This window comes from Arthrobacter sp. AFG20, assembly GCF_002892795.1.
Taxonomy (GTDB): domain Bacteria; phylum Actinomycetota; class Actinomycetes; order Actinomycetales; family Micrococcaceae; genus Arthrobacter.
This window is the reverse complement of sequence record NZ_PJMC01000003.1, coordinates 303,643-326,062: the sequence shown is the minus strand read 5'-3', so window position 1 is coordinate 326,062 and position 22,420 is coordinate 303,643. Positions and strand designations below refer to the sequence as shown.

Here is a 22,420-nt window from a genome sequence, read left to right as displayed (position 1 = left end):
CAGGAGCGTTCCGGTTTAAGCGACCAAAGGTGAGGACGCATCGGGGGTTAAGCGACCAAAGGTGAGGACGCGTCCGGGGTGAGGTGACCAAAGGTGAGGACGCGTCCGGGGTTAGACGCCGAGCTGTTCGCGGAGCGCCTGGACGTGGCCCTGCGCCTTGACCTGGTATTGGGCCAGCGTGACTTTTCCCTCGGGGTCCAGCACCACGGTGGAGCGGACGATGCCCTCGTGCACTTCGCCGTCGATCAGCTTCTCGCCCCAGGCGCCGTACGCCAGGGCCACGGCGTGGTCCTCGTCAGCCAGCAGCGGGAAGGTGAGCCCGAAGTCGCCCGTGAAGTTGGCCAGCTTCTCCGGCGCGTCGGGGGAGATGCCCAGCACTGCGTAGCCGGAGCCCTGGAAGGAGGCCAGGTTGTCGCGGAAGTCGCAGGCCTCGGTGGTGCAGCCGGGGGTGGCGGCCTCGGGGTAGAAGTATACGATGACATTCTTGCCGCGGTAGTCGGCCAGCGCGGTCTGCTTGCCTTCTGCGTCCTGCAGAGTGAAGTCGGGCGCCTGGGTTCCGGGCTGGAGCTTGGTGGTCAGTTTGGGGCTCATGGCATTCCTTCTGATGGATCTGGGTCGAGCGAAAAATCTGGTCAAGCACAATGACTGGTCGGACTGTATGGATAACAGCAGCCCTAGATACTGTATTCCGCCGGGCCGCGCACGGTTGCTGCGGGTCCGCAGATGAAGCGGTAGCCGCCGCCGCGGACCGTGGCGATCGCATGCCGGCCGCCGCGCAGCTTACGCCGCACCCGTCCCACGTAGACGTCGATGGAACGGGTCGCGGCGCCGGGGCAGTCGAACGATTCCAGGAACAGCCGCAGCTCCTCCCGGTCAACGGTCCGTGAGCAGTGCTCCACCAGGTAGCGCAGCAGTTTGAATTCGACGCCGGTCAGCGGCACCCGCTCGCCGTCCAGCAGCACTTCGGACTGGGCAAGGTCCACGGCCACCCGGCTGACGTGCCCGGCCGACGGCGGCACGGGGGTTCCGCCGTCGGGCGCACCGCTGGGTTCCCCCTCCCCTGGGGGCGTGCCCGGGTGCGTCCCGGCGGCGGAAGTTGCAGCTCCGGCGGCGGGCCAGTGGACTTCCGCCTCCGGAGCAAATTGAAGGGCCCGCGCCAGCACCAGCTCGGCGGCCCGGGCCAGGACCTCCGGATCGATGTCCTGGCCTTCGGGGGGAGCTACCCAGACAGCCAGGCCGTGGGCCTTGGCAGCACCGGGGGCCTTGGCGCCCCAGGGGGCCGAAGTGCCGCGCGGTGAATGGGCATGCACAGCCACCGCGCGGTCCTCAGACGCCGCCGCGGCGGATCAGCTTGCCGCCGGGGGTCTGGCCGTCCACCACGCTGCCGCGCAGGTACGTGCGGCGGACCACGCCGGAGAGTGCCTTGCCGTCGTACGGGGTGATGGGGTTCTTGTGCTTGAGCTTGGACACGTCCACCACGAAGGCCTCGTCCTGGGCGAAGACGGAGAAGTCGGCATCGTAGCCCAGGGCCAGCTGGCCCTTGTTGGAGAGGCGGGCCAGGGCGGCCGGCTTCTCGGCCATCCAGGAGACCACCTGTTCCAGCGGGATGCCGCGGTGCCGGGCCTCGGTCCAGATCAGGGACAGGCCCAGCTGCAGCGAGGAGACGCCGCCCCAGGCCACGGCGAAGTCGCCGTTTTCGAGGTCCTTCAGGTCCAGGGTCGAGGGGGAGTGGTCGGAGACGATGCAGTCGATGGTGCCGTCCTGCAGGCCCTGCCAGAGGAGCTCGCGGTTGGAGGCCTCGCGGATGGGCGGGCAGCACTTGTATGCGGTGGCGCCGTCGGGGATTTCCTCGGCCATGAGCGTGAGGTAGTGCGGGCAGGTCTCCACGGTGAGGTGCACGCCGTCGCGCTTTGCCGAGGCGATCATGGGCAGCGCGTCCGACGACGAGAGGTGCAGGATGTGGGCGCGGGCGCCGGTCCAGCGGGCGCGTTCGATCACCTCGGCGATTGCCTTGTTCTCGGCGCCGCGGGGGCGGGAGGCCAGGAAGGTGGAATAGTGGGCGCCGCCGGGGTGGGGTGCGTGGTCGATGGCGTGCGAGTCCTCGGCGTGGACGATCATGAGCGAGTCGAAGGACTTCAGCTCGCGCATGTCCTCCTCCATCTCGTCCGCCTCCAGGTGCGGGAACTCGTCCACGCCAGAGTGCAGCAGGAAGCACTTGAAGCCGAAGACGCCCTCGTCGTGCAGCGGGCGCAGGTCGGCCTTGTTGCCGGGGATGGCGCCGCCCCAGAATCCGACGTCCACGAAGGCCTGGTCCTCGGCCACCTCGCGCTTGAGCTTGAGGCCGTCCACGTTGGTGGTGGGCGGGATGGAGTTCAGCGGCATGTCGATGATGGTGGTAACGCCGCCGGCGGCTGCGGCGCGGGTGGCGGAGGCGAAGCCCTCCCACTCGGTGCGGCCGGGCTCGTTGACATGGACGTGGGTGTCCACCAGGCCGGGGATCAGGGTTTCGTCGTCGGCCAGTTCGATGACCTCGGCCCCGGCGAGGCCGTTGCCCAGCGGTTCGAGGGCGACGATCTTGCCGCCGCGGACGCCCACTTCACGGGCCGCGATCCCGGCGGTGGTGAGGATGCGCCGGCCCCGGATGACCAGGTCAAAGCGTTCTTCAGACATTCAGGGGCTCCTTCGTGTAAGCACTGTCGGTCAGGTGCACGCCGATGTGCTGACCCAATTCTTCAAGCAGTCTGCCTGCTTCAGCTATACATATCTCTACACTGCTTTCCAGCGCGGTCAGAGGGTAGACCTGCCGGAAACCGGAATTCTGCTGCTGTTCCGGAGTCAGCGTGGTGCGGCCGCAGACGGCGAGCACCGGCACGCCGGCCCCGGCGGCTGCCCGGGCAACGCCCATGGGCGTCTTGCCCAGCAGGCTCTGTTCGTCCAGGCTGCCTTCGCCCGTGATCACCAGGTCCGCTCCGGCCAGCCGCTCTGCCAGCCGGGTGAATTCAAGCACGACGTCGATGCCCGGCCGGCGTGAAGCCGCCAGTGCCGCGATGGCAGCGTAGCCGACGCCGCCGGCCGCTCCGGCGCCCGGTGCGCTGGCGGCCTTGACCGCGCGCGGCCCGATCTCCGCGGCGAGGACCTGGACGAAGTTGGCGAGGGCGGCGTCCAGTTCGCCGACGTCGGCGGCGGTGGCGCCCTTCTGCGGTCCGAAGATGGCCGCCGCGCCTTCGGGTCCGAGCAGCGGGTTGTCCACGTCGCTCGCGAGGATGAAGCGGGATTCCTCCAGCCGGGTGTCGAAGCCGGAGAAGTCGATGGCCGCCAGGTCCGCCAGGGCGGCGCCGCCGAGGGGGAGTTCGTTGCCGGCGGCGCCGAGCAGCCGGGCGCCGAGTCCCTGCAGCACGCCCGCGCCGCCGTCGGTGTTGGCGCTGCCGCCGACGCCCAGGATGATCTGGCGGCAGCCGGCGTCGAGCGCCGCGCGGATCAGCTCGCCGGTGCCGAGGCTGCTGGCAGCCCGGGCAGAAGCGGAACCCGGCCGCCCGCCGTCGTACCCGGGGAGGACGGCGAGGCCGGAAGCCGTGGCCATTTCGATCACGGCCTCCCGGCCGCGGACCGCAAACTCCGCTGTCAGCGGCTGCCCGGTGGGGCCGCTGACTACGGCGCGGCGGCGGGTGAAGCCGGAGCCGACGGCGGCGTCGAGGGTGCCCTCGCCGCCGTCGGCCACGGGAATCCGCAGTACCTCAAGGGCGCCCAGTACCTCAAGGGTGCCGGGGCCGGCCGCTGTGGCGGAGCCCTTCCGGAGCCCTTCTTCAAGGTGCCGGGCGACGTCCGGGGCGGAGAGTGAGCCCTTGAACTTGTCCGGCGCGATCACGATGCGCATTGCTTGCCTATCTTCGGTACTTTTCGGTGCGGCTGGTTTAGAGTCCCGCAGGTTGTCAGTCCCGCAGGGGATTAGTCCTGCAGGGCCAGGATGGCGGTGGGGGCGTCGGCTGCGGTGGTGGCCAGCTCCTCGAACTCGTTCACCGCGTTGATTTCGAGGCCCATGGAGATGTTGGTGACCTTTTCCAGGATCACTTCAACCACCACGGGAACCTGGAACTCGCCCATCAGCGCCTTGGCCTTGTCGAACGCGGCCGGCATGTCCTCCGGGCTGGTCACCCGGATGGCCTTGCAGCCCAGGCCCTCGGCCACCTTGATGTGGTCCACGCCGTAGCCCTCGGTCTCGGGGGAGTTGATGTTGTCGAAGCCCAGGGACACGTTCTGCTCCATGTTGAAGCCGCGCTGCGACTGGCGGATCAGGCCCAGGTAGGAGTTGTTCACCACCACGTGGATGTACGGCAGGTTAAACTGCGCACCCACGGCCAGCTCCTCGATCATGAACTGGAAGTCGTAGTCGCCGGACAGCGCCACCACGGTCTCGCCCGGCTTGCCGCGAACGACGCCGAGGGCGGCCGGGGCGGTCCAGCCCAGCGGGCCCGCCTGGCCGGCGTTGATCCACCTGCGGGCGCCGAACACGTGCAGCATCTGGGCGCCGGCGATCTGCGACAGGCCGATGGTGGACACATAGGTGGTGTCCTTGCCGAACGCCTTGTTCATCTCCTCGTACACGCGCTGCGGCTTGATCGGCACGTTGTCGAAGTGTGTCTTGCGGTGCAGGGTGGCCTTGCGCTCGGCGCACTCGGCAACCCATGCCTTGTAGTCCGGCAGGGTACCGGCGGCCTGGCGCTCGCGGGCCAGCTCCAGCAGTCCGTCCAGGGCGGCGCCGGCGTCGGAGGCGATGCCGAAGTCCGGGGAGAACACGCGGCCGATCTGGGTGGGTTCGATGTCGATGTGCACGAACTTGCGGCCCGCCGTGTAGGTGTCCAGGCCGCCGGTGTGGCGGTTGGCCCAGCGGTTGCCGATGCCGATCACGAAGTCGCTGCGCAGGAAAGACTCGTTGCCGTAGCGGTGGCTGGTCTGCAGGCCCACCATGCCGGCCATCAGCTCGTGGTCGTCCGGGATGGCGCCCCAGCCCATCAGGGTGGGGATGACGGGAACATTCAGCAGCTCGGCCAGTTCGACCAGCTGCGCGGAGGCGCCGGCGTTGATGATGCCGCCGCCGGCCACGATCAGCGGGCGCTCGCCTGCCGTCAGCATGTCCAGGGCCTTCTCCAGCTGCTTGCGGGAGGCCTTGGGCTTTTCGACGGGCAGCGGCTCGTAGGTGTCGATGTCGAATTCGATCTCGGTCATCTGCACGTCGATCGGCAGGTCCAGCAGGACCGGGCCGGGGCGGCCGGAGCGCATCAGCTGGAAGGCCTTCTGGAAGGCGCCGGGAACCTGGCCGGGCTCCAGGATGGTCATGGCCATCTTGGTGACGGGCTTGGCGATGGATTCGATGTCCACGGCCTGGAAGTCTTCCTTGTGCAGCTTGGCCACGGGGGCCTGGCCGGTGATGCAGAGCATGGGGATGGAGTCGGCCCAGGCGGCGTACAGGCCGGTGATCATGTCGGTGCCGGCGGGGCCGGAAGTGCCGATGCAGATGCCGATGTTGCCGTCTGCCGCGCGGGAATAGCCGTCGGCCATGTGGCTGGCGCCTTCAACGTGGCGGGCCAGGGTGTGGCGGATGCCGCCGTGGGCCCGCATGGCGGAGTAGAACGGGTTGATCGCCGCACCCGGCAGGCCGAACGCCTCGGTGGCGCCCTCCTTTTCCAGGATGGCGATGGCAGCGTCTACGGTGCGCATCTTGGTCATGGTGTGCTCCTTGAAAGTCATTGTTTTAGCCCTGCTGGGCTGAATTTGGGTGTACCGGGGGAGCCGCCGTCGTTATGTACGACGGCGGATCTCAAGTTCTGCTGTTGGTGGGAGTTTTTGTCCAGATAATGGCCGCTAAAGGTCCCTCAGGGCCGATTATCTGGACAAAAACTCCGGGGGAGGCGGGCTGTTACTCCCGGTCTGGGTTACTTTCGACCAGAGAGCTGCAGGACCTGCTTGAAGAGTCCCGAGTGGTCCAGGCCGCCGTCGCCCTGGTTGACGGTGGCGGCGACGAGCTGGGCGACGACGGCGCCGAGCGGGATGGAGACGTTGGCTTCGCGGGCCGCGGAGGTGACGATGCCCAGGTCCTTGTGGTGCAGGGCCAGACGGAAGCCGGGGTCGAAGTTGCGGTCCAGCATCTTCTGGCCCTTCTGGTCGAGGACCTTGGAGCCGGCCAGGCCGCCGCCGAGGACCTTGAGGGCGGCGTCGGTGTCCACGCCGTAGGCCTCAAGGAAGGCGATGGCCTCGCCGAGGACCTCGATGTTGACGGCGACGATCAGCTGGTTGGCAGCCTTGACGGTCTGGCCGGAGCCGGAGGGGCCGACGTGGACGATGGTCTTGCCGACTGCGTTCAGGACGTCCGATGCTGCGTCGAAGTCTGCCTTGTCGCCGCCGACCATGATGGACAGGACGGCGTCGATGGCGCCCTGTTCGCCGCCGGAGACGGGGGCATCGAGCGGGCGGATGCCGGCTGCCTTGGCGTCGTCGGACAGGCGCTTGGCGACGTCGGGGCGGATGCTGGATGCGTCGATCCACAGGGTGCCCTGCTTGGCGTTGGCGAAGACGCCGTCCTTGCCGCTGACGACGCCTTCGACATCGGGGGAGTCCGGCACCATGGTGACGACGACGTCGGCATCCTTGACGGCGTCGGCGATGCTGGAGGCGCCCTTGCCGCCTTCGGAGACGAGCTTGTCGATCTTGTCCTGGCTGCGGTTGAAGCCGGTGACGGTGTGGCCGGCCTTGACCAGGTTGATGGCCATGGGCAGGCCCATGATTCCGAGTCCGATAACTGCAACGTTGCTCATGATGGTTCTCTTTCTGAAGTCTTTGGGTGGTGCGGGTGGGGGAGCGAAACCGCTAGCTGGCGGCGTGTTCGCGGATCGCCCAGCTGAAGGCGGTTTCCTGCGGTTCCTTGTATTCGAGGCCGATGTAGCCGTCGTAGCCGAGCTCGCGGCTGCGGGCGATCCACTCGCCGAGGGGAAGCTCGCCGGTTCCGGGAGCCCCGCGGCCGGGGTTGTCGGCAATCTGGATGTGGCCGAAGTCCTTGGCGTGGTTCTCGATGACGGCGGCGACGTCGTCCCCGTTGACCGCCAGGTGGTAGAAGTCCGCGAGCAGCTTGATGTTCTGCGCGCCGGATTCCGCCTTGACCCGGGCGATCACGTCGAGCGCATCCTGGGCCTTGAGGAGCGGGTACCGTGGGGCACCGCTGACGGGTTCGAGGAGGACGGTGCCGCCGATGCGGGCAACGCCCTCGGCGGCCGCGGCCAGGTTCCTGGCCGCCAGTTCGTCCTGCTCCTCCGGGCTGAATTCCTCCTGGCGGTTGCCGTAGAGGGCGTTGAAGGCCGTGCAGCCGAGGCGCTCACCAATGCCGGCGACGACGTCGATGTTGTCCTTGAACTCGGAGCAGCGTCCCTTCCAGGACACCAGGCCGCGGTCACCGCCCGGCATGTTGCCGGCGTTGAAGTTCAGGCCGGAGAGCTGGACGCCGGCGTCGGTGATGGCGCGCTCGAAGGCCGTGGTCTCGACGTCGGAAGGGACTGAGCTCTCAAAGGGCCACCAGAACTCGACGGCGTCAAAACCCGCCGCTTTCGCGGCTGCGGGGCGCTCGAGCAGGGGCAGCTCCGTCAGCAGGATGGAGCAGTTCACTGTGTACGTCATCGTAGGTCCTTCCGGGGGAGGGCTTTGATCTATCTTCCCTGCTTCTCGGTTGTTCTACCGTTTCCGCTTTGTGGAATTTAGATTCTGCTTTATGAAAAGTGTAGGGAAAGGGTGGTCGGGGAGTCAAGGGGAGCGGTTGGGGTGAATGGACGACGTTGGCGATGACGCAGCTCTGGAGCCTCGCGGAAGCGCAGGACGGGCCGGCACTCGAGGTGCCGGCCCGTCCTGATGTTTGCGGTCTGTATCTTGCCCTGGGGCGTTACGCTCGCGGCGCCCCGACCAGGACGCCGTCGATCCGGGACAGCACGCCGGGCCAGCCATTGCCCATGCCGTCGAAGGCCTGCCGGCCCATCGGAGTGTCCAGCTGGAATCCGGTGTGCTCGAGGTGCAGCACGGTGCCGTCCTCGACGGTCTCAAGCGTCCAGGTGACGGTGGTGTCCAGGGCGCCTTCGGCAAACAGGAAGCTGATCGAGGCGCCGGGGTCGACGCTCAGGACTTCGCACTGCTGGGTGCCCCACGCGCCCATGTCCAGGGTGAAGCGATGTCCAACCGTGGGGGCGATATCACCGGGCGCCCACCAGCGTGCGAGCAGGTCGGGCGTGGTGAGCGCCTTCCAGACTGCCTCGGGCGGGTGCGGGAAGTGGCGCGTGAGGCGGATCGTGTTGTCGGTCATGTTGGGTTCTCCTCGTCCAGTAGATCGCCCAGCGCGTCGAGGCGCCGGTTCCAGTAGTGCTCGTAATGCTTTAGCCACCCGCCTACCTCGGCCAGGCCGGCGGCCTCAAGGTGGTACACCCGGTGCCTCCCGCGCCGCTCTTCCCGGACGAGTCCGGCCTCGCGGAGCACGGCGAGGTGCTCCGACGCAGCAGAGCGGCTCTGCTCGAGCAAGCCCGTGAGGTCGCCCGCTGTCCGCGGCCCGTTCCGGAGCTCGTCGAGGATGGTGCGCCGCGCCGGGTTGGCCAGGGCGCCGAAGATGTCAGGAAGCACCTTGGCAGGATATGTCGGAAATTTCCGAAATGAAAGACTCGTACCCGCGCGGGCCCTGCCGCCCGTGGAGCAGCCAGGCGTAGGCGGAGGTCCGCCTGAGCCTTGACCGGGCTCTGCCAACCCTGATAGACCTTAGGTGCGGAAAGCGCTTTCTTCGCATCCGGACCACACTCCCTGCCGAACATGCGGAGAGTGTATTCGACATTTGAATGAAACGATACAAAACCGACCAGGGGTGGCCAACCCGTGCCGCCCGCATCAAAGGAGATGTTCTTTGGCATACCCCGACAATCGCTCCACCATCAAGGCAAAACGCAGAACCCGGAAGGCCCCATCCGTAGCGGCTGCAGCCTCATTGACCGCCGCCGCGCTGGCGTTCACCGGCGTCCCGCTCAGCCAGGCTGCACCAGTTAGACAGGCCCCGGCCGAAGCCGGAGCCGCAGCAGCGCAACAAGCCCAGGGCCTGAAGCGCCGGATGGAAAACCTGGACCGCGCCCCGGTGGCCGTCCTCATGGACCATGGCGTCACGCTGGGCTGGCGCATGCTTGGCCTGGACAGCGACAGCATCGGCTTCCACGTGATCCGCGACGGCGTGCAGATCACGGACGAGCCCATCCGCAACACCACCACCTACGTCGATCCGGAGGGAACGGCGTCGTCCAGGTACGTGATCAAGGCGGTGGGCAACGGCAACGGGCAGGACAAGCTCACGGCCGAGTTCACGCCGCTGGCCCAGAACTACCTCGCCATCAAGCTGGACAAGCCGGCCGACGGCGTCACCAAGGACGGCAAGCCGTACACCTACTCCGCCAATGACGCGAGCGTCGCGGACCTGGACGGGGACGGCAAGTACGAGATCATCCAGTCGTGGGCGCCCTCGAACGCCAAGGACAACTCGCAGGCAGGCTACACGGGCAACGTTTACGTGGATGCGTACAGGACGGACGGCACCAAGCTGTGGCGCATCGACCTGGGTCACAACATCCGCGCCGGCGCGCACTACACCCAGGTGCTGGCGTACGACTTCGACGGCGACGGCAAGGCCGAAGTGGCGATGAAGACGGCGGACGGCACCAAGGACGGCGCCGGTACGGTGATCGGCGACGCCGCCGCTGACTACCGCAACAGCTCGGGCTACGTGCTGTCCGGGCCGGAGTTCCTTAGCGTGTTCGACGGCGGGACGGGCGCCGCCGTGGACACGGTCGCCTATGAGCCGGGCCGGGGAAGCGTCGCCGGCTGGGGCGACTCCTACGGCAACCGCGTGGACCGCTTCCTCGCCGGCGTGGCCTACCTGGACGGCGAACACCCGTCTCTGATGTTCAGCCGCGGCTACTACACCCGCACCGCCCTGGTCACTTATGACCTGGTGGACCGCAAGCTCGTGAAGCGCTGGAAGTTCGACTCTGACGAGGCCGGAGCTGAATACCGCGGCCAGGGCAACCACAACCTGTCCGTGGCGGACGTGGATCAGGATGGCAAGGACGAGTTCGTGTTCGGTTCCTTGACCATTGACGACGACGGCAAGCCGCTCTACAACACCAAGCTTGGCCACGGCGACGCCATCCACACCTCGGACCTGGATCCGTCCCGACCAGGACTGGAAACTTTCGCCGTGCACGAGAGCATGGGCCAGAGCGGGAACCGCGGCGCCACCTTCCGGGACGCCGCCACAGGTGAGATTCTCTGGAGCATCCCGGCAACAAGGGACACGGGCCGCGGCGCTGCGGGCGACATCGATCCGCGCTATGCAGGCGCCGAAGGCTGGGCCGTCGGCGGAACCGCCGCCTGGAATTCACCCGTCGGGGAGCTCAGGTCTGCCAAGGGCGAATTGATCTCGGAAAACATCCCGGCCGCCAACTTCCTGGCCTGGTGGGACGGCGATCCGCTGCGGGAGATCGTCGACCACGACTACGACGCCGCGACCTCCACCGGCGTGCCCACCATCTCGAAGTGGAACTGGGAAACCGAGTCCAGCGACAGGCTCCTGACGGCCACGGGTGCGCGCAGCAACAACACCACCAAGGGCAACCCGTCGCTGCAGGCCGACCTGCTGGGTGACTGGCGCGAGGAGCTGGCCTGGCCGTCCGCCGACAGCACCGAGCTGCGGATCTACACCACCACTGCACCGACCGGGATGCGGCTCCGCACCCTGATGCACGACCCCGTGTACCGGACGTCCGTGGCCCGCGAAAACGTGGCCTACAACCAGCCTCCGCACCCGGGCTTCTTCATCGGCGAGGGCATGGAAATTCCGGTCATGCCGTCCATCAGCTACGTGGCCGCGCAGCGGTAGTGCCCGCGCAGCGGTAGTGCCCGACCAGCGAACACAGGAAGCGAAAAAAACCCCTGTTTGACGGGGCTCCGGGCTCGTAAAATAAAGGTGGGGCCGACGGCAGAGCCCCGGAGAGCCATCCTTACGAGCCCGGGGTGCCTTCCCAAGCGCCGCCGGCCCTTACAAATGCCGCCAGATTGCGATCCGGTCACGGCTCTTCCCGCAAGATCACGCCCATGTGACCATTGGGCATGAGCGAAGAACTTATGGCGGCGGCACCCTCCGGCGGTGGCGCTCCCCACAACCGAACGGTCGGGCTGATCCACTCCGAAGGTTCCGAGGCAACGCGAAAGATGCGCGAGCAGGCCAAACGGCGCCGGGAAGCAGAAGCGAAACTGCAGCTGCACCTGATGGAAACCCGCAACAAGTCAGCCGGAACGCCGGACCCCGCACTCTGACAGACCGGCCCCGCTACACGCGCTCAGGCACATGCGCGTCTGCGGCGAATGAAGCCTGTCCTTCCGGAACCCGCGCCGGCAGCCGGTTGGGTGCGCCGAGGGCGCGGTAGTCCCAGCCGGCGGCGCGGTAGGCATCGGCATCGAGTGCGTGCCGGCCGTCCACGATGTTCCGCCGCTGCACCAAGGCACCCAGTGTGGCGGGGTCGGCTTGGCGGAAGAGGTCCCACTCGGTCAGGAGGGCCACGATCTCCGCGCCGGTGACGGCGGCTTCCAGGCTTTCGGCGTAGGCGAGGTCGGGGTAGCTGCGCCGGGCGTTGTCCATGGCTTTGGGGTCGTAGACCGTGACCTTGGCTCCGGCCTGGTGGAGCATGCGGGCCACGTCCAGGGCCGGGGCGTCCCGGATATCGTCCGAGTCGGGTTTGAAGGCGGCGCCGAGGACGGTGACGTGCACGCCGGCCAGGTCCCCGCAGGCCATTTCGGTGATGAGGTCCACGGTGCGCTGGCGGCGGCGCTGGTTGATGGCGTCCACTTCCTGCAGGAAGCCCACGGCCTGTCCGACGCCGAGTTCTTTGGCGCGGTGGGTGAAGGCGCGGATGTCTTTGGGCAGGCAGCCGCCGCCGAAGCCGAGGCCGGGTGTGAGGAAGCGGCCGCCGATCCGGTTGTCGTAGGAGAGGGCTGCGGCGAGCTGGGTGACGTCGGCGCCGGTGGCTTCGCAGATTTCGGCCATCGCGTTGATGTAGGAGATTTTGGTGGCCAGGAACGAGTTGGCCGCGGCCTTGACCAGTTCGGCGGTGGCGGGGTCGGTGACCACCACCGGCGTTCCCCGGGCGATGATCGGCGCGTAGCAGGCTGCCAGCCGATCCCGGGCCCACTCGGACGCAACACCGAACACGAGCCGGTCCGGGTGCAGGGTGTCCTCGACGGCGTGCCCTTCGCGGAGGAATTCCGGGTTCCAGGCCAGCTCCGCCTGGGGGCCCGCGGGCGAGCTTGACCGGAGGAACGCGGCCAGCCGCTCGGCGGTGCCGATGGGCACGGTGGATTTGCCGGCCACGAGGCAGTGCCTGTCCAGATGCGGTGCCAGCAGGGCAAGGGCGGCGTCCAGGAAGCGGAGGTCGGCGGCCGGCGAATCGGGCATCTGCGGGGTGCCGACGCTCACGAAATGGACATCTGCGCCCGCTGCGGCGGAGAAGTCGGCGGTGAAGCTCAGCCTGCCGCTCTCCAGCATCCGGCGGAGCAGTTCCTGCAGTCCCGGTTCGTAGAACGGCAGCGTTCCGCTGGAGAGGGAGTTGATCTTGTCGCCGTCGACGTCGATCCCCACCACGCGGTGCCCCAGCAGCGCCATGCAGACGGCGTGCGTGGTGCCAAGGTACCCGGTTCCGATGACGGACAGGGAAAGGCCAGCCGGACCTACACCCGACGACGGCGGGACGGACGGGGCGACGTAATCTCCCCCTGGCGAATTGCTCATGTCAGGCTCGGCTCTGTGCTCAATAGCGGGAGAGGTTCGCGCCGCGGCGCTCCGCATTCGGGTGGTCGACGCAGCTCCGGCGAAACCAGGTCCATTGATGTCAGGTATCTCACTGCCCAGGATCCCCACGGAGGGCGGAAGGAGTATATGCAGGCCAGCCGCAGCCGGGCGGAAGCGGCATACGCCTCGAACCGTACCGGGCTGACGTGCAGGCGGCGGGCCGCCGAGACGATACTCGCATGGGCGATTACAAACCGCTGCTCACTAAGGAGATTTTGCCTCCGGCGCAGTTCCAGGTGCACGTCCAGATTGGCCAGGTCCAGAGCGGCCTCGGCCCTGCAGGCCTCATCGAAATCCAGCAGCCCCGGCGCTCCGGTGTTGTCGCTGCCCAGTATTTGCTTGTCGTGCAGGTCTCCGTGCGCCCACCCGAGGGGATCGCGGGGCCCGCCCAGAAGACCGGCCGTGACGGCGTCGGCATGTGCCAGGAGCGCATTGCGTCCCTGCTCAGCCTCGGGGATCCCTTGGCTGTGGAGCAGCCAGTGATCGATCCACCTCCGCACCTTGACCAGTTCCTCCTCGGCATCGTGCAGGGGAAGCTGCTCCAGGCTGGCGCGGAAAGCGGAGCCGCTGGCGACAGATTCCGTCCAGGCCTGCGACCAGTCAGCCCACATGCCGGCAAAGAAACGGTCCGGGACGGTGGCCTGGTCCTGGCCGAGGTCATGATACGACCGCCCGGCCAGGCGGCTGAAGACCTGGACATCCGGCCGGGCTGAGGTCATCACCGGTGTCCTGAAGGGGCCGCCGGCCAGGGGTGCGGTGGCCAACAGGTGGTTTGTGGCCGCCGCAGGCGCCTGTTCAGGCCGGAACACTTTGATGTAGGTGTCACCGGCACGCAGGACTGCCCGCTTGTGGGCGCGGTGGACCACGGTTTCGCCCTTGGCCGACTCGAGGGCGAGCGCAGGCAACTTTGAGTCGTCCGCGCCTACCGGGACAAACCGGCCTTCGCGGAAGAACCCGCCCAGCACCCCGGGATGGTCGGGCGACTGCACTTCGAGGACGTACCGGCCTGCCGAAATGCCGGGCCACGAACGGCTCACCAGCCACTCTTTTCCCGCGGGGTCGGTCACACGGCGGGGTACGGGAGGATGCCAGTTCATGAGATCAGGTCCTTGGCCCGGCGTAGATGCCAGGACATGTCGGCGGCCCATTCCGGGGACCGGTCACGGAAGGGGTCGACGCTGCTGTTGTAGAGCCGGTAGGCCGCCCAGGCGTCCACGCCGGCTTCGGTAAACTTCCCGCCCGCCCTGGCGTAGCCCTCGTTGAGCCGTGCGGTTTTCGGGCCTCCCGCGCCTCCCGCCGGCACCGCGGAAGCACTGGCACGGACGGCTTCCTCGGCGGCAGCGAACGATCCCAGGTCAGCCTCAGCCACCCCGGTGCGCGCCCGGTCGAAATCTATGAGGCGCACCTCCGAGCCTCCCACCAGCACCTGGTCAGCGGAGAAGTCCCCGTGCACCAGGACGTACTCGGCCGCCGCGCCGCCCGCCAGCAGGCGGCCGCGGAGCTCGGATTCGACCCGCCTGGCCGGCTCCGCCAGTGCGGGAAGCAGCAACGCAACCATGGACCGTGTGGCCTGCATCTGCGCCGCGATGTGGTCCCGCCAGACGTCCTGCCCTTCCGTAAATCCGCCGGGGGGTATGCCATGTAGCCTTGCCAGTGCTTCCCCCGCGTTCACCGCTCCGGAGTCGTCGTCGAGGCCTGCAAGGTCGCCGCCGCCCCAGGCCGCGCAGGCCGTGATGCCGTGCCCCAGGCATTCGGCGTCGCCCAGCTGGGGGAGGTGCGGAACACCGTGCAGGTTCAGCCGTTCCAGGAAATGGGCCTCCTGTTTGGCGTCAGCCGGCGTGGCGGCGATCTTGATGACCACCGGTGCGCCGGAGTTCTGGACGAAGAGGACCAGTCGGCGCTCGGGTTTGTACCGTAGTGCACTCCCTGCTCCGGCCAGCGTACTGCCCGGCTGCGGGAGGCCGAGCCGTTCCATACCCTGTTCGCGCAGCCAGAGCAGGTTTCTGTAGAGGACCCAGTCGTCCTCGACGCCGCCCACTGCCACCAGATTGTCGTCCTGCCGCGGATCGGGGCGCAGGACCCGGATGCCTCCGCCGCGGGACCGCGAGGTGAGTTCCCGCCGCAGGAGCTTGGCGTTGCCGGCACGGGTCCGGGTCATGGCCCAGCCGTAGGCGAAGGCGTTGTTGCGGATGCACCGGAATGCCACCAGCAAGGAGGTGCGAGGTTTATAGCGGACCCGGGTCACGCGGACGGTTTCGCCGAGCAGCGAGGACAGCCGGGCGTCGTCCAGCAGGTAGGGAAGGCCGGGAAGCGCATCATCGCGGCCGGCCAGGGAGAGGTCCGGATCCCTGAACGCTGATTCTGCCCCGGTCATGGCACTTCCAGCTTTTCTTCTGGCAGGCTGGGGTCCTCGTCATCCATCCAGCGGGCGAACCTGGACCCGGGATCCCGCAGGAGCTCCTCCGGGCGTCCATCCTCCACAATCCTGCCGTTTTCGAGCCACACGATGCGGTCGCAGGAACGGGCGGAGTGGGGATCGTGGGTGATCGTGATGGAGGTCCGTTCGCGGGTCAGGGCGGTGAGGGCATGCAGGACGGAATCCCGGGAGGCGGCGTCCAGGCCCGCCGTCGCTTCGTCGAGGATCACGATCGGGGCCCGCCGGAGGATGGCACGGGCAATGGCGATCCGCTGCCGCTGGCCGCCGGACAGGTCCTTCGCCGCTTCGCCCAGCACTGTGTCGTAGCCGTTCGGCAGGGCACGGATGAAGTCGCCGGCCTGGGCCAGAGCTGCAGCCTCCTCAATCTCCTGGTCCGTGGCGTCCAGCCTGCCGAACCGGATGTTGTCCCGGACGGATGCACCGAACAGCACGGAGTCCTGCAGCAGGATGGACACGTGCGACCGCACGGATGCGATTTTGAGGTCCCGCAGGTCCTCGCCGCCCACCCTGACCGACCCCTTGGCGGGATCGATCATGCGCAGGATCAGGCTGGCCAGGGTGGACTTTCCGGCGCCGGACGGGCCAAGGATGGCCACGTGCTCACCGGCCGGGATGGTGAGGTGGATCCCGTGCAGCACCATTCCATCGCCGTGGCCCGCGGACACGTCATCAATCACGATGTCAGGGTCCCTGTTGTCCAGGCGGCGGGCATGGGCGGACTCCGGCAGGTCCGTCTGGGCTTCCAGCAGGTCCGCCACGCGCTCGCCGGAGGCCGTGGCACGCGCGATCCGGCCAATCTGTTTCGCCACGTCCTTGAGCGGTTTCATGCCCGTCTTGAGGTACATCAGGAATATCACCAGGTCACCCGGTGTGATCACGTGCTCCATGACCCGCCAGCCGCCGCCAGCCAACACCACGGCCGTCGCGATGCCGATCAGCACGTCCGTGCGCCGCTCGAGGCCGGCGGCGAGCCGCAGCGCCACAATGCCCGTTCCCAAGGTTGCCTGGTTACTGCTGCGGAAGCCGGAACTAATGGTGTCCTCCAGTCCATAAGCCTGGACCTCGCGGATGGCACCCAAAGTCTGCGCCGCCGTCGTGGCCAGGTGCCCTTCCCCCCTTCGGGAATTGCCGGCCGCCGCCGTGATGGGGCCTGAGCTGGCGCGGGAAAGGAGCACGAAGACGCCGGCGGCCAGGACCACCACCAGGGAGAGCAGGGGATCCAGCCAAAGCAGGATGCCGGTCATCGCCACCAGGGTGGCCAGGTTGCCCAGGAGCGGCAGCCCGGCGGTGATGGCAACGTCCTGCAGGCGGGTCACATCGCCCACCAGGCGCTGGACGGTGTCCCCAGTGGACGCCCGGGTGTGGTGGCGCATGGACAAGCCCTGCACGTGGCGGAAGGCCCGTGCCCTCAGGTCAGCGGCGACCCTCGAGCCGATGAGGGCGAAGCAGACCGCGGACCAGTAGTTGGAGATGGCGCGCCCAATACTGATGGCCACCACCGCCGCCCCGCACAGGATGAGAGTCTGGATGCTGGCGTCCATGGTGGGACCGGGTTTGTGCAGCGTGGCGCCCAGCGAGCGGGAGACGGCGTCGATCACCACCTTGAGGGGCCAAGGTTCCACCAGGCGGAAAGCCACGTCGAACGTGAGCCCGACGAATCCGCCCACCATGAGGACGCGGTGGCCCTGGAGATGCGGGCGCACACTGCGCAGTGTGCGCCGCAACCCGGAATCCGGCTTTGGCGGCCGGGCGGGGTTCCGCCCCCGCCGCCTGGACGGTCCCGCAGGCTTCCGCCCGGCGGCCGCTTTCTGCCCTGACGGCTGCGCTCGGTGGTCGTACGCGGTCATGGTCAGGCCACCTCCTGGCGGCCGGGCAGCGCCGCGGTGATGCGGGACAGCACGCCGTCCCAGCTGTAAAGCCCGACGGCGGCGGCCCTCGCCTGGATGCCCAGGCGCTCACGCAGGACGGTGTCCGCACCAAGGCGAAGAAGCGCAGCGGCGAAAGCTGACGCATCGCCCGGCGCAACGAGCAGGCCTGTGCGTCCGTCTTCCAGGATGGACGGTATCTGGCCCACCGCCGTGGCCACGATCGGCATGCCGGCGGCCAGGTACTCGTAGACCTTCAGCGGCGAAAAGTAGTCTTCCCGGCCGCGCACCGGCTGCGGGTATGGTGCGGCCGCGGCATCGCACTCATGCAGCAGTCCGGGCACGGAATCCGGAGCCACGGCACCTGTAAATTCGGTCTCCACGCCCAGCCCGGCTGCCGCCCGTTCGAGGTCCTGCCTGCCGGGACCGTCGCCAATAATCTTTACGGTCCACCGTCCGTCAGTGTCCGCCGAGGCGTTGGCCAGCGCCACCGCCGTGAGCAGGGCGGGAACACCGTGCCAGGGTTTCAGTGTGCCCACGAATCCCACGGTCAGTCGGCGCGGGTGGCGGCGGCCGCGCGGCCGGGGACCGATCCGTTCCGTGTTCACGCCGTTGGGTGCCAGCAGCGTTTTGGCACCCGGCACCCGGCGCTCAACCCACCGCACCACGGGCTCCGAGACAGCGGCCACGGTGTCCGCGGCCAGGGCGTTGCGCTGGAGTATGGCCTCTGCCAGACGGCGGTCGAACAGCTGCCGGTACTGCTGCTGTTCCTCGATCAACGGCGCGTTGACCTCCAGCACCCCCGGGACCCGCAGGGCTCCGGCGGCCATGGCCAGGGCCGGGCTGAAGAGCGAGTAGCGCTCATAGACCACGTCGCATCCGTCCCGGACCACCGTCTCCGCCAGGGCCACTGCTGCCTCCTCGATGGCACGCTCCCGCTCCTCCCCGGAAGCCGGCCCGGCCCCGGAAGCCGCGCCGGCCCTCTCAGCGCGGTGAGGCGGGATTTCGACGACGGGCAGCCAGGCCAGGTCCGCCGGCCGGTCGGTCCCGGCACGGGTGCAGTAAACCGTGACATCGGCCCCGGCCCGGCGCCAAGCCCGAACGATCTCCTGCACATGGACTGATGATCCCTTGGTGCCGAAGACGGGGACTCCCGGGTCGGCACACACATAGGCGACGCGCATCACGCCACCTTCCTTGCCACGGGCGCCAGGGCACGGAGCATCTCCGCCTGGTGCCGCACGTCGTAGTCCCGTTCGATCAGTGCACGGGCATTGCGCGCCAGGGACACCCTGTTCATTGACGGAGCGCTCATGCGGCGGATGGCCTGTGCGAGCAGGTGCGGATCGCCGGGCGGGGTCAGGATTCCCGTGCGTCCGTTGTGCACCACCTCAGGGATGCCGGTCACGGCAGTGGAGATGCATGGCGCGCCGGTGGCCATGGCCTCCAGCAGCACCGTGGGCATCCCGTCTGCGTTGCCGTCCGCCGCCACCACGCAGGGAGCAACGAACACGTCGCAGGAATCCAGCAGCTCATGGACCTGGTCCTGGGTCTGCGGCCCCAGCAGTCTGACGTGGTCCGCAAGCCCCAGCTGCTCGACGGCGGACTGCAGTTGTGCGGCGAGCAGTCCTGTTCCCGCGATTCTCAGGTCCAGGGGGACGCCCTGGGCCACGAGCTCGGCGGCGGCCGGCACCAGATGCTGGAATCCCTTCTTTTCCACGAAACGTCCGACGGCGGCCACCCGCACCGTGGCGCCGATGGGCCGGGGGTCGCGGTACGGGAAGCGGTCGAGCTCCAGGCCGTTTCGCACCAGGTGCAGGCGGGAGGTGACGTCCGGGAAGCGGCGCCGCAGGAATCGCAGGTTGTACTCGCTGATGGTCACGGCATGGTGGGCCTGGACAAACTTGGTCCGGAGATCGTCGTCGACGGTCTCAACGAAAATATCCACCGCGTGGGCCGTGAAGGAATAGGGAATACCGGTGATGGCCGATGCGAGCCTCGCCACGGTCGTGGGGATTGACGCGAAATGGACGTGCAGGTGCCTGATGTTGCGGTTCTGCAGGGCGACGGCGAGGTTGATGGCCTGAAGCGCATCGTTTGTGTCGGTGGTGGCCAGTTCCGCGAAGACCCGGGACACCGCCGGGGCGAGCCCGGCTGCTTCCGCGGCGCGGAAGGTCTCCCAGACACGCTCGGCGCTCTTTGGCCGGGCGATATACGTCACGGGCGCCTTGACGCGTGCCAGTTCGGGATGGAAGCGGGGGTCGTTGGGTGGTCGGAGGGAGAAGATTTCAATCCTGTCTCCGGCGGCCTCGCGCGCCAGAATCTCGGAGACGATGAACGTCTCGGAGAACCGCGGGTACATTTTCAGGATGTAGGCGGTAGCCGGTTCAGATTGCAGCATGCGCGGCACCTTCCCGTGAGCTGCTGGCCGCTGAAGATGCCTCACCGCGCAGCACGGGCTGCAGGAGATCGGCCGCGAGCTGCGGCACGCGGACCAGCCCGTCAAGCCGCGCCTGCCTCCGGTCCACCCTGGTGCCCAGCCGTCGGGCCAGCCAGCCGGAGAGGATGCCCGGCGTCAACGTGTTGATCTCGCGATATTCCAGGTAACCTGCGGAAGCCAGGGAGGCGGCCCTGATCCGCTGCTCGGAGCGGGCGTGGATGCGGGGCACAATCAGGGCAGGGACGTCGGTGCTCATGATTTCGCACACGGTGTTGTAACCACCCATGGACACAATGGCCTGGGCCCCGCGCAGGTGAAGCACCATGTCATTGAGCCGCTCGGCAATTCTTACACCCGGGGCTGCGCGCCGCCGCAGGTCCGTGATCTGCCGCGCAGGCATCTGGGGGCCGGCGATGATCAGATGCCGCACGCCCGCAGGCACGTCGGCCGCCGCCGCCATCGATGCCAGGGCGTGCCCGTCAGCGCCGCCGCCCACGGTCGTCATGAAATAGGGGCGCTGCACGCTGAGCTTCCCGGAGCCTGGCGGCCGCCCTGCCGCAAGGTATCCGGTGTACCGGATCAGTTTGGTGAAGGAATGCGGAATTTCGCCCGCAGCAACAGGATCGTGGATGGCAGGATCGCCATAAACCCAGATGGCGTCAAACAGGTCTTTGACCAGTGGCGCGCCGCCCATCTTCTCCCATTCGGCGATGGCCGCCGCAGGCTCATCCAGGACCTCGCGGAGTCCAAGAACTGTGCGGACGGGCCCGGCCGCGCGCGCCCGTCGCAGGGCGGCTTCAAGTTCGCGGTGGATGCCGGTGGCGTGGCGGTCAACCACCACCAGGTCGGGTCGGAAGCCCTCCAACACCGATTGGATCAGGCCGGCTCGGAGGGAAACGAGGTCCTGCATGGGCACTGTTAGGCGGCGGGGCTGATAACCGGCTGGGCTCTTTTCCACTCCGGGCAGGATGACCCAGTCCCAGCCGGCCGGAAGATCGAATCCGGGGGCGAGTGCGGTGCCGGAAATGAGGATGCCGGTAACGTAGCGGCCCGTCAGGAGGGGGAGCTGGTTGCTCAGGGCGTGGGCCAGCGCGAGATTGCGTCTGACATGACCGAGCCCCAACGAGTCGTGTGAATAAAGAACAATTCTTAGGATTTCCATGTGGGCCGCCACAGCCTGCCGGTTCTTTAAGGGAATGTTTGTTCGGCAAGCCTCAGTGAGAAGACTTAATCGAGAAAGAGAGAATTATTGGAGAGCTCTCATAAATGTCCGGGTGCGGAATATCGCTGCCGAAACTATCGATGTATCGGCTTGTCCTTGCCCGGCGCACACATCGGGCAAGGTAAAGGTTGTGCATGCCCCCGGCGCTGGGGGAGACAAGGTGAGTCCCACGTTGCCACTGCGCGCGGCAGAGGTCAATGCTCAAAATATAGCGTTCAAACGACGGGTGCATTTAGGGCACTTAAATGGACAAAAACGACGGCGGGTTGTCCCGCCGTCGTTTTTGACTTTCCGCCGGTCCGCCGTCTGATTAACGCTCGACGGCGGCGCTGGCGTTCTCAGTGGAGGCCGCGTTTAGTGCTGGCCGGAGGTGCCGCCAAGGGGCGGGACCGTGCCGGGGCCGCGGTCGTCCCTTTCGGCCCGGTCGGCGGCGCTTCTTGTATCGCTGGCAATGGTCTCGTCCGAGTCCCCTTCGTCGTCAATCAGGCCGTTGGTCTGGTCGAAGGGATGGGCGACGGTCTCGTCCGTCAGTGCCGAACCGGTGCCGGCCGCAGACGTGCCCGTAACGGTGTCCGCTGCTGTCCCGCCGGCGAAGCCCGGGGTATCGGTCGTGTCGGTGACGAGTGTGGGTTCGGTGTACTCCGGCACCACAGGGGTGACGGTTTCGTCGACGACATACACAGCGTCGGTGTCCTTGTCCTTGCCTCCCGCTGCGACTGCCGCCGCCGCGCCTGCTGCGGCGGCCACTCCGGCAGCTGCCGCCATCTTGCCGGAGACGCCGGCCTTGCCGCTGTCGCCAAGCGATCCGGCAGCGTGCTCAACGCCCGGGGTGCCCACCGAGCCGCCCTCGTTGACCGAGCCCCGCCAGGCGCCGCTGGCGTAGCCTTCGTCCTCGATGAACGCCTTGAACCTCTTGAGGTCGGCCTCGGCCTGGTGCTCCACGACGTGCAGCTTGTCGCCGATCTTCTCTACGATCCCTTCGGGTTCGTAGTCGATGAACAGCTTGATGGAGGTCTGGCCGCCGCCCACGTCTTCAAACTCCACCGAGCCGGCGTTGGTGGCCCCCTCAGTGGCCGCCCAGGCAACCTTCTGGTCCGGCTGCTGCTCGAGGATCCTCGCCTCCCACTTGCGCTTCACGCCCGCGATCTCGGCGACCCATTCGAGGCGGTCGTCGCTGAGTTGGGTCACTTTTTTGACGCCGCCCATAAAGTGCGGGAAGTCCTCGAACTGGGTCCACTGGTTGTATGCCGTGCTGACCGGCACGTTCACCAGAATGCGCTTCTCAACCCTCGTGCTCATAGTGTCTCCTTCGTCGAAGTGAACAGATGATGGTCCGGAATCCGAAGTCATCAGCTTGCTTACTATATCGTCGACGTCGAAGCGTGGCCAGAGCAGTCAGTGCCCGGACCGTGGTTGCACGGGTGAAAAGGGGAAGCCTCCGCGCGAATCAAAGGACTCCAGCGCGGAGGCTTCCAGCGCTCCGATTTGGGGGGAAAGAGGAGAGCTGGCACTAATGTACAGCCGGATGGACTTCCGGGAAGGCGTATTCGGC

Annotated in this window: 19 protein-coding genes; 2 read left to right on the top strand and 17 right to left on the bottom strand. The window is 67.6% G+C overall.

Annotation, left to right across the window (positions count from 1 at the left end):
* Positions 1 to 111 precede the first annotated feature (111 nt).
* The 9 genes from bcp to CXZ05_RS05115 all read right to left on the bottom strand — a co-directional run bounded on the left by bcp (position 112) and on the right by CXZ05_RS05115 (position 8,646).
* A complete protein-coding gene (gene bcp, locus CXZ05_RS05155; RefSeq protein ID WP_102971521.1) occupies positions 112 to 591 on the bottom strand; it encodes a thioredoxin-dependent thiol peroxidase in 480 nt (159 codons plus the stop codon).
* Between the two features lie 83 nt (positions 592 to 674).
* The gene (locus CXZ05_RS05150) at positions 675 to 1,316 is read right to left on the bottom strand and encodes a winged helix-turn-helix domain-containing protein (protein ID WP_102971520.1); all 642 of its coding nucleotides are present in this window, start codon (positions 1,314 to 1,316) and stop codon (positions 675 to 677) included.
* 10 nt (positions 1,317 to 1,326) lie between these two features.
* Positions 1,327 to 2,670 (bottom strand): allantoinase AllB, encoded by a 1,344-nt coding sequence (gene allB, locus CXZ05_RS05145; RefSeq protein ID WP_102971519.1) that lies wholly within the window; start codon positions 2,668 to 2,670, stop codon positions 1,327 to 1,329.
* Positions 2,663 to 3,874 (bottom strand): glycerate kinase, encoded by a 1,212-nt coding sequence (locus CXZ05_RS05140; protein ID WP_102971518.1) that lies wholly within the window; start codon positions 3,872 to 3,874, stop codon positions 2,663 to 2,665. The genes allB and CXZ05_RS05140 overlap by 8 nt, the downstream gene beginning before the upstream one ends.
* Before the next feature lie 71 nt (positions 3,875 to 3,945).
* Entirely contained in the window at positions 3,946 to 5,724 is a 1,779-nt protein-coding gene (gene gcl, locus CXZ05_RS05135; protein WP_102971517.1) for a glyoxylate carboligase, read from the bottom strand.
* A gap of 206 nt (positions 5,725 to 5,930) precedes the next feature.
* On the bottom strand, positions 5,931 to 6,809 hold the full coding sequence (locus tag CXZ05_RS05130; protein ID WP_102971516.1) for a 2-hydroxy-3-oxopropionate reductase: 879 nt from the start codon (positions 6,807 to 6,809) through the stop codon (positions 5,931 to 5,933).
* 52 nt (positions 6,810 to 6,861) lie between these two features.
* Positions 6,862 to 7,662 carry a hydroxypyruvate isomerase family protein gene (locus CXZ05_RS05125; RefSeq protein ID WP_102971515.1) on the bottom strand — a complete coding sequence of 267 codons (801 nt, stop codon included), beginning with the start codon at positions 7,660 to 7,662 and terminating at the stop codon, positions 6,862 to 6,864.
* 259 nt (positions 7,663 to 7,921) lie between these two features.
* A complete protein-coding gene (locus CXZ05_RS05120; protein WP_102971514.1) occupies positions 7,922 to 8,335 on the bottom strand; it encodes an SRPBCC domain-containing protein in 414 nt (137 codons plus the stop codon).
* A complete protein-coding gene (locus CXZ05_RS05115; protein ID WP_102971513.1) occupies positions 8,332 to 8,646 on the bottom strand; it encodes a helix-turn-helix transcriptional regulator in 315 nt (104 codons plus the stop codon). The genes CXZ05_RS05120 and CXZ05_RS05115 overlap by 4 nt, the downstream gene beginning before the upstream one ends.
* 274 nt (positions 8,647 to 8,920) lie before the next feature.
* Between CXZ05_RS05115 and CXZ05_RS05110 the strand changes: the two genes are divergently transcribed.
* Positions 8,921 to 10,939 carry a rhamnogalacturonan lyase gene (locus CXZ05_RS05110; RefSeq protein ID WP_102971512.1) on the top strand — a complete coding sequence of 673 codons (2,019 nt, stop codon included), beginning with the start codon at positions 8,921 to 8,923 and terminating at the stop codon, positions 10,937 to 10,939.
* A 230-nt stretch (positions 10,940 to 11,169) separates the two neighbouring features.
* Entirely contained in the window at positions 11,170 to 11,376 is a 207-nt protein-coding gene (locus tag CXZ05_RS05105) for a hypothetical protein (protein WP_102971511.1), read from the top strand.
* Between the two features lie 13 nt (positions 11,377 to 11,389).
* Here the strand turns inward: CXZ05_RS05105 and CXZ05_RS05100 are convergent, their stop codons facing one another.
* From CXZ05_RS05100 to CXZ05_RS05065, 8 genes are all read right to left on the bottom strand, one after another.
* Positions 11,390 to 12,844 (bottom strand): UDP-glucose/GDP-mannose dehydrogenase family protein, encoded by a 1,455-nt coding sequence (locus tag CXZ05_RS05100; RefSeq protein WP_258006453.1) that lies wholly within the window; start codon positions 12,842 to 12,844, stop codon positions 11,390 to 11,392.
* Positions 12,841 to 14,001: a phosphotransferase gene (locus CXZ05_RS05095; protein ID WP_146033052.1), complete on the bottom strand. Its 1,161-nt coding sequence runs from the start codon at positions 13,999 to 14,001 to the stop codon at positions 12,841 to 12,843. The genes CXZ05_RS05100 and CXZ05_RS05095 overlap by 4 nt, the downstream gene beginning before the upstream one ends.
* Positions 13,998 to 15,278, bottom strand: coding sequence for an aminoglycoside phosphotransferase family protein (locus CXZ05_RS05090; RefSeq protein ID WP_102971510.1), 1,281 nt, complete (start codon positions 15,276 to 15,278; stop codon positions 13,998 to 14,000). Before CXZ05_RS05090 ends, CXZ05_RS05095 begins: the two co-directional genes overlap by 4 nt.
* Complete coding sequence (locus CXZ05_RS05085) at positions 15,275 to 17,188, bottom strand: ABC transporter ATP-binding protein (RefSeq protein ID WP_102971509.1); 1,914 nt, start codon at positions 17,186 to 17,188, stop codon at positions 15,275 to 15,277. The genes CXZ05_RS05090 and CXZ05_RS05085 overlap by 4 nt, the downstream gene beginning before the upstream one ends.
* Before the next feature lie 2 nt (positions 17,189 to 17,190).
* Positions 17,191 to 18,390 (bottom strand): glycosyltransferase family 4 protein, encoded by a 1,200-nt coding sequence (locus CXZ05_RS05080; protein ID WP_102971508.1) that lies wholly within the window; start codon positions 18,388 to 18,390, stop codon positions 17,191 to 17,193.
* Positions 18,390 to 19,607, bottom strand: coding sequence for a glycosyltransferase (locus CXZ05_RS05075; RefSeq protein ID WP_102971507.1), 1,218 nt, complete (start codon positions 19,605 to 19,607; stop codon positions 18,390 to 18,392). Before CXZ05_RS05075 ends, CXZ05_RS05080 begins: the two co-directional genes overlap by 1 nt.
* Positions 19,594 to 20,808 (bottom strand): glycosyltransferase family protein, encoded by a 1,215-nt coding sequence (locus CXZ05_RS05070; protein ID WP_102971596.1) that lies wholly within the window; start codon positions 20,806 to 20,808, stop codon positions 19,594 to 19,596. The genes CXZ05_RS05075 and CXZ05_RS05070 overlap by 14 nt, the downstream gene beginning before the upstream one ends.
* Positions 20,809 to 21,222: 414 nt before the next feature.
* Positions 21,223 to 22,167 carry an SRPBCC family protein gene (locus tag CXZ05_RS05065; protein ID WP_102971506.1) on the bottom strand — a complete coding sequence of 315 codons (945 nt, stop codon included), beginning with the start codon at positions 22,165 to 22,167 and terminating at the stop codon, positions 21,223 to 21,225.
* Positions 22,168 to 22,420: the final 253 nt, after the last annotated feature.